At 35.0% G+C, this 6,545-nt stretch carries 7 protein-coding genes; 3 read left to right on the top strand and 4 right to left on the bottom strand.

Features of this window, described 5'->3' with window-relative positions:
- Nucleotides 1-218: 218 nt before the first annotated feature.
- Entirely contained in the window at nt 219-557 is a 339-nt protein-coding gene (locus V1L66_RS21870; RefSeq protein ID WP_333006978.1) for a hypothetical protein, read from the bottom strand.
- A 263-nt stretch (nt 558-820) separates the two neighbouring features.
- Here V1L66_RS21870 and V1L66_RS21865 point away from each other — a divergent pair, with 263 nt between their 5' ends.
- Both V1L66_RS21865 and V1L66_RS21860 read left to right on the top strand, forming a co-directional pair.
- Nucleotides 821-1,006 carry a hypothetical protein gene (locus V1L66_RS21865; protein ID WP_409072235.1) on the top strand — a complete coding sequence of 62 codons (186 nt, stop codon included), beginning with the start codon at nt 821-823 and terminating at the stop codon, nt 1,004-1,006.
- Nucleotides 1,007-1,406: 400 nt separating this feature from the next.
- Nucleotides 1,407-1,589 carry a hypothetical protein gene (locus tag V1L66_RS21860; RefSeq protein WP_258859420.1) on the top strand — a complete coding sequence of 61 codons (183 nt, stop codon included), beginning with the start codon at nt 1,407-1,409 and terminating at the stop codon, nt 1,587-1,589.
- A gap of 68 nt (nt 1,590-1,657) precedes the next feature.
- Here V1L66_RS21860 and V1L66_RS21855 read toward each other — a convergent pair whose 3' ends face one another.
- Together V1L66_RS21855 and V1L66_RS21850 are read right to left on the bottom strand one after the other, a co-directional pair.
- A complete protein-coding gene (locus tag V1L66_RS21855; protein WP_333006979.1) occupies nt 1,658-2,935 on the bottom strand; it encodes a hypothetical protein in 1,278 nt (425 codons plus the stop codon).
- A gap of 86 nt (nt 2,936-3,021) precedes the next feature.
- Entirely contained in the window at nt 3,022-3,450 is a 429-nt protein-coding gene (locus V1L66_RS21850) for a hypothetical protein (RefSeq protein ID WP_333006980.1), read from the bottom strand.
- 117 nt (nt 3,451-3,567) lie between these two features.
- On the opposite strand from V1L66_RS21850, the gene V1L66_RS21845 reads away from it, so the two are divergent.
- Nucleotides 3,568-4,710: a response regulator gene (locus V1L66_RS21845; RefSeq protein WP_333006981.1), complete on the top strand. Its 1,143-nt coding sequence runs from the start codon at nt 3,568-3,570 to the stop codon at nt 4,708-4,710.
- Between the two features lie 36 nt (nt 4,711-4,746).
- Here the strand turns inward: V1L66_RS21845 and V1L66_RS21840 are convergent, their stop codons facing one another.
- Nucleotides 4,747-6,390 (bottom strand): hypothetical protein, encoded by a 1,644-nt coding sequence (locus tag V1L66_RS21840; RefSeq protein WP_036075963.1) that lies wholly within the window; start codon nt 6,388-6,390, stop codon nt 4,747-4,749.
- Nucleotides 6,391-6,545 lie beyond the last annotated feature (155 nt).

Raw genomic sequence — 6,545 nt, 5'->3', positions numbered from 1 at the left:
AAGGACGGTTTTTATTTTATAGTAAATTACTGATTAGAGATTATAAATAGAATGCTTTCTATTCAATTTATACTCAACATCTTTTAATATATTTCATTTGTAATCTCTAAAATATAAGGAGATAAAACCTCTCCACCCAAAAAGGAGGACAATCTCATGAACATAGAAGACCACCTTTTACTCTGGAATCACGCTTCTATCAAGGTATTAGATGTACGTCATAGGATACTCAGTATAGGGGAAACATTGCAGCCATAAAAATCTTTTACGCGATCTTCCCAAGCGTAATTTGTAATCCAAGAGAAGCCAGCACCAACTGTTTTGATATTCAATGCAAGTAAATCACCGTATCCTTCTCCATGATAAACCACTCTCTCAGGATCTACAGGAATTTCAACCTCATGACCTAAATAATCCTTATAAACACGAGTTGTTGATGCTGATGTTGTTGTCTCTTCCTTCTTCGTTTCTTCATTGGTAGAACCACAAGCAGCTAGTATGATACTAACCAGTAATAATAGGCTATAAATGAGCATATGTCGCTTTAATTTTTTCATGTCTCTTCCTCCGTAAATGATAATCATTATCGATATAGGCTAGCATAAATTAGTCCTTGGCCTAGGACAATGGACAAAATGAAAAAGAGCCATTAAGGTTTATCCAAAAATCTAACTGCAACTTTAAAATAAAATTCGTTTTACCGTATAAGTATCCTTCCATTGGTGGAGAATGGACCTTTCATAGGACTAAGATTCGATTAATGAAAGGGGTTTAAAGATGAAAAATTATTGGGTGTTTGTCATAACAGGAATGCTATTAATTGTTACAACTACGGGATTTGGTCGCATGGCATTATGGCGTTATATTGCCGTTTATGCAGGAGGGATTGAGTCTCACAACCATTCAATCTGGTTACTTAGGAACAATGCTGTTTTTAGGTTATGTACTAACAGTAGGTCTTTCTGGAGCTTTACAACACACATTGGTGCAAAAAATGTTCTGTTAGTAGGGGGAGCCTGTGTCATTTTAGGGTTAATAGGATTGGTGTTTGTTGCAAATTTCTGGTGGGCTGCCATCACACTGTTCCTTGCAGTGTTGGGAGTGCACCCTAAGAAACGAGGTCGGTCATGGGACTGTTAATGAGTGGAGCTGGGATAGGGATGCTTTTTGTTAGTGTTTTGTGCAATAACAACCCAGTTCTATACAGAAGGAAACCATGCATGAAAAAACAACAACATGGCGTAACAAGCAGCTAATATCATAGCAGGTATTTACTTCTTAGTAGGGATTGTCTTAATCTATGCCAAATAAGCTGTATGATAATACTTGAATTATCTAATGGGCTAGCAGGCTCCATATATACTATTGCGAGGTTTATATCTAGTAGAGGTGCACCGTTTTGGGAGATGCTAGCAGAAGATATAATTGGTGTGAATAAGGCATTAACAACAGCCTTACTATTAGCGACTGTTGGCGATATACTGCCAATAATGCAAGAGACCATGAGTGGATATATATTATCTACTATTCTTTGGGGTTCTTCACTCGGTGGTGTTCTAGTATTGACTTTCAAACTAATTCTAAATTGAACGGAGAAAAGATAGCACTAAAGAAACCAACATCGTTTCTCATTGGTATTTCTTTAGTGCTTTATATTTTAATTGTTTAGGATTTGGAATGTGTCAGATGTAGTTGTTTGGATAATATGACGATTTCCACTGATGATGAAATCGGCAGGTACTCGCTTACCCACATCGTTTGAGCGAACGATGGATGAATTTGCTGATAAACCTTCAATTATGATTTCCATATTGGCATCAAAGGTTACTGGTTTTTTATTCAATGTAGCTTGAAGTGTAATTCGGTTTGCCTTTTTTGTAACTTGAATATCCATTACCCCTTCATCTTCATTGACAAGTGTATAAAGTGGTGGAATGATGATGGTCATTTTGTCTTTTGTTGTTAGAATATAACGTTCCGTGTCAATTTCTGATGTGGCTACATTTATTTTGGCTCTATAAGTATTTTTATTTTTTGTCATTGCAGTTGTTTTCCCAGGAATAGCTGCTGTATCTGATAAATCAGGTTTTTTAGGTATGTTATCTTTTGTAGGAAGTGTGTGTTTTCCTTGTACAAAATCCACTAAAGTCCAAACGTTTGGCACAAGCTGCTGTTGGACAGGTGTTAATGCTTCAAAAGATGTTTTGACTGCCTGCACATCCTGAGCTGTAGACGTTTTTGGTGATAAAGCTGCAATTGCGTTTTCCACTTCTTTAGCTGCCGCTTTATCCTTCACAACAAGCTGTTCAGCATCAAGTAACAACTGTTCAATACCTACAGGTAAAGAAGCATTAGAAAACTTACGCAGTATATTAAGCTCTGCGCGGGCATCGGCTACATCTTTATGGAATGAGAGACGAGATGAATTAATCAATTGAATTTTATTGACTACCTTTTCAACAGATGTATTTGGTGCAATATAGGAAGTTAATATTTTTTGCGCAGATGCGCTTACAAAGGTTTTTTGTGCTGCATTCAAGGTATTATACCAATCTCTTGTTTCATTAACATTTTGATAATAATTAGCGGATGTAGAATCCACAGAATTTAATTTCTCTTCAATTTGTGCTGCAAGCTTTCGATAAGCAATTCTTGTCTGCTGATGTGATGACAATGTGGAATAGTTCGTGACATACTGTTTTTCTGTTCCCGTTAAAGCATTATAAGCCTTTAAAGCGGCCTCTAAATTTGTTTGGAAGGTAGCTGTTGTATTGTTAATATTGTTAATTAGTTGTACAACATTCGCCACATTAGCATTGTAGTTAGCAAGTATGTAGGCTGGCTTTGATATCTCAGTAGCCGATGCTGGCGTGCTGTAAAGAAGGGAGGGAACGGCCACTAAAGACAGTAATACTAATTTTTTTTTGTTTTTCATCTTGGAGAAGCCTCCTATTTTAATAGTTAATGTATATAGAACTGTAACCCAACTAATATTTGGTAGTATATTAATTCTATCATAGCCTAGGATTTTTTTATGCCCTTTTTGGGTGAATAGGTATAGTGGTTATAAAATTTATAGTAGAATGGCATAATTTTAGGAATCATATTGATAAAGATAATAGAATTATAGTGAGAAAACAGGTGATGTGAGGTTAATACATTGCCTGTTTTTTTATATTGTAGAGGTATTTTATCTTGTGTATATGGTTTAACACCTTCTGAAGCAAGGAGTAGGTTAGGGTATAGTTCCCATTCCTTTTGTAGCTTAATTTTAAAATCATGGTTAGTATCAATTCCTCTTAAATCAATAGCCCCTTGTGTAGCAGCTACTCCTTTTGCAGTATTGGTGAAATCCATCCAAATAAAACGTAGAAGTGTAAGAAAGCAAAAAAACAATCCGGCAACGAGAATTACGGTAATTTTTTTAGAGAAAATTTTCTTTTTTATCATAAACAATAAATTTCGACAAATAGGCTCTATTCTCCTTCAATAGTAACAGTTCCCTATCAATTCTTTCAAAAAATGAACGATAATAATACAAGGAATAGTTTTTAAGGAGGGGAATAGATGAGAATCGTGCTAGTGGATGATGAATATTTACCATTAACGAGACTAAAAACCTTGCTTGAAAAAAGTAATGTCTCGGGGATTGAAATAGTTGGAGAATACACAAATTCTTTCGAATTACTTAAAGATATAGAGATCCTACAACCAAATGTTGTATTTTTAGATATTGTCATGCCTGATATGGACGGTTTAGCATTGGGTGAAAAAATTCAAGAAATAGTACCTAATGTTGAGATTGTGTTTACTACAGGTTTTGATCAGTATGCTATTGATGCATTTAATCTACATGCTATCGACTATCTATTAAAACCTGTACAAATTTCACGTTTAGAAAAAACTTTAGAACGGCTAGACCAAATCAATAACAAAGTAAAAGAAATTAAACCTAGACTAACAGTAATAAAGCTTTTTGGTGGCCTTCATGTTGTTTTACCAGATGGTCGGACACAACCAATTAAATGGCGAACTTCCAAAGCTAAAGAACTATTTGCTTACATGCTAGAGCATAAAAATGAAATGATTTTCCGTGATACGATTCTAGAGTTATTTTGGCCAGAGTCTGATATTGATAAAGCATCAAAACAACTGTATACCGCCATTTATACAATAAGGAAAACATTAAAAAACTATGGGGTGGAGGGCGTGAAAATTTCAAGTCCTTTGCTAAGTTCTGGCTACAAACTAGTAGTTGAAAATATTGTGGTGGATGTAGAACAATGGCTATCTCGTTTAAAATTGTTACCTCCAATACAACAGACAACAGTCGATGAACATGAACAAGTATTCCAGATGTATACAGGTGATTATTTAGGAGATTGTGATTATTTATGGGCGGAAAGTGAAAGAGAACGTTTGAGAAGACTATGGTTGCACCATGCTCAGCAACTAAGCGAGTTTTACATAAAAAATGAAAGTTACATTGCTGCCGTAAAAGTGCAGGAAAAAGTGCAAGCATTATTCGCTGATGCAGAGGATAACTATTTTACTTTAATGAAGCTTTACGATCTACTGAATAATACAGCCGCGGTTGAGGAGCAATACTGGCTGTTAAAAAAGACGCTTCAAGAGCATTTGGCAGTGGAACCAAGTGAGGAGATTGAGGATTGGTATAGAAGCTGGAAACAGATAAATATCATGTCTTAAATAGATGCCTTTAATTAGTCAAAATTTTTAATTCTTTTAGTGTAATAAACCATCACGTTTAGCAGAGTTGTAATAGCTCAATGCGCTGTTTAAATTATTATAAGCACTTACGACTTCAAGCTGAGTTGCGTAATAATTGTTTACAATAGATTTAGCTTGTTCAATATAGTTATTTAGATAGATCCAATCATTTTGGGAAGTCCATTTTGAGTAATAAGGTACATCACTGCCATCTCCATTGTACGATATTGAAACAAGGTCATTATAGGCTGAAGTGATAAGGGACTCTAAATAAGATTTTTCGACATTATAACCACCATTTGTGCCATACTTATAAGCATTTTTATAAGTTCGTATAGCATTGTTTAAATTATTGATCGCGTTGGCAATATCGGTTTGAGTCGCATAATAATTATTGACAATTAACTGTGCAGACGAAACAGCAGCTTCGATTGCGTTTCTTTCCGTCTGAGTAGTCCAAGGCGAATTATAAGGTACATTTGATCCGTCCCAAGAAACCGTAACATATTGAACAGAATTAATTAAAGACTGTAGTGAAGCTTTATCGCCATAACCATATTTTGTACCACTCTTTTGAGCAGCTTGGTAGACTGCTAGTGCATTTTTGTACTGATTGATGGCATTTTTCACCTGTTCTTGTGAGGCATTTGAATTATTTGCTACAGCCTTCGCACTTGCTACAGCAGAATCAAACACTGTGCGGTCTGCTTGTGTCGTCCATTTGTCCGTATTTAAAATATCATAGCCGTTTACAGATACTTGTACATATGGTGGGGATGCGATAAGTGTATTAAGTTCCTTTTTATCAATAACAGGTAGTGTCACGGAGACATTTTTATTGTCTACTTGTACATTGTTTACCAGATGTCCTGAATCTAAAGCTACTTTAGTACCGCCCTTTACAACGATTTGCTCTATTTTACCCTCACCATAAAGATTGAAATCTTTCGCAACATCAATTGTAAGCTTTTCTATATTAGACATAGCTTCAAAAGATGTAACTTTACCTACTACATCTACTTTGGAAAGAGTTTGGTCAGAAGATATATTGACTTTAGTACGTTCCAAATTGATGTTTGATGATTTCATATCGATTAAAGTAACGTATAGCCAACTTACATTTTTCGTTACAATTGGTTTTAATGTAATTGTTTCATCTACTACTACATCATCAAGTGTAAGGGCTTTTTTTACTCTGTTTGTAATGAAAAGCTGACCATCCACACTAACATCTTGAATCTTTAGATAGTCTGCATTTACAGTAAGATCTCCAGAGATTTGTGCATCACCTCCATCAAAATAGACAGATTTTTTGCTTGTACCTGCTTTGTTTAATATTAATGAGGTAACGTCCGTAATTTGACCATTTTTCACTACAATGGTAGCCCGGGCATTTGTTAATGCAGTTTTATTTGAAGTATCAAATAGGGGCTTTAATGCCGATTGAACTCTAAATGTACCATTAGATGTTATCACAGTATCTTTTGTTATGTTTTTGATCGTTACGGATTCACCAATCACCTTTTTTGCTGCTGCTACCTGTGTCTCATATAAATTTGATTGAATTTGAGATGATGCGGCATTCGCAGTAGACATTGGTAATACTAGTGTCGCTGTAATAGCCGTGGCCATTAATGTTGATAGCGCTTTATTTTTCATGTGAGTCACTCCAATCATTCTATTTAATAGTTAATATATCATATTCTTCTATAATTTAGAATTCGAAGAGAATGTTTTACTATTAATCTCAATTCAAATAAGTCATTAGTCCTTTGTATTGAAAAATGATGATTGGCAATGTATCGGTATTTTTC

Source organism: Lysinibacillus sp. IITD104 (assembly GCF_036698265.2).
GTDB lineage: Bacteria > Bacillota > Bacilli > Bacillales_A > Planococcaceae > Lysinibacillus > Lysinibacillus boronitolerans.
This window is presented reverse-complemented; position numbering and strand designations above follow the sequence as displayed.